The organism is Massilia sp. CCM 8734 (assembly GCF_011682155.1).
Classification (GTDB): Bacteria; Pseudomonadota; Gammaproteobacteria; order Burkholderiales; family Burkholderiaceae_D; genus Telluria_A; species Telluria_A rubra.
The window spans coordinates 1-834 of record NZ_WHJI01000157.1; the positions used below are offsets into that span (position 1 = coordinate 1).

At 58.2% G+C, this 834-nt stretch carries 2 protein-coding genes; both read right to left on the reverse strand.

All coding sequences use genetic code 11. The annotated features are described in order from the left end of the window. Window positions 1–384, reverse strand: a 384-nt coding sequence (locus F2P46_RS36010) for a hypothetical protein (protein ID WP_208296926.1), incomplete at its 3' end; no start/stop codon positions are given. Window positions 385–422: 38 nt separating this feature from the next. Then, on the reverse strand, window positions 423–834 hold a 412-nt coding region (locus F2P46_RS36015; RefSeq protein ID WP_166899306.1), incomplete at its 5' end, for a hypothetical protein.

Here is an 834-nt window from a genome sequence, read left to right on the forward strand (position 1 = left end):
TCTAATTCGCTGTCGGTTTTCAGCGCGCAGTGCTTGCGCGTACCCGGCCTCTGCTTGGCTGAATGGAGGCTTGCAGTCGCGCTTGGTCGCGCGGTGCGATTCACCGAAATACTCGCGCGACAGCCTGACGAGCGTTTCGGCTCCCCATTCAGACAATTCCACGCCAGTGTTCATCTGGCAGTAGCACAGGTCTTGATGCGTCAACGGGGCGTCGCCCATGCTGGTGCACATGGTCGGCCCCCACTTCCAAAGCAGGTCGACCAGATGTTCGCCGCAGTCGAGCGGCGGCATCTCCGGCTGGAAGTCTTCGCCGCCTTTGAACCGGAGCAGTTGCAGGCGAGATTTGGCTGGCTCTTTCGACTTATCGCCTTCGGCCTTCTCCATCGAAGCATTCAGCCAAGCTGAATGCCGGACGTAGAGACTTAGGCTGTCGGCGACGCCTTGGTAAAATTTGCGGTATCGCTCAGCAGCTTATCGAGCTGTGCCGGGATGAAGCACACTTCGAGGTCGCTGTAGACCGCCGTGAACAGCGCCTTGTCCGTCAGGCCATCGACTTCGATGTTTTCAAAGCGATCGGTCACAGCGGCCAGAAATTCAGCGGTGTCCTTGGTCTGGTCATCGGCCGACAGGTCCGACTTGCCTTTTTTCTTGTAGCGGTCCATGTTGCGATTCGCCTGGGCCGCTTTTGCGTTGGCGAATTTCTTGGTGCCTGGGCCAAACATGTGGGCAATCATCGGCTTCGATTCATCTGGCTTGCCGTCTGGACCAGCAGCGAACATAGGTTCGTCATTGCCGTCACGCAGGTGATGGGCAACGGTAGCGATGAGAGCGAAG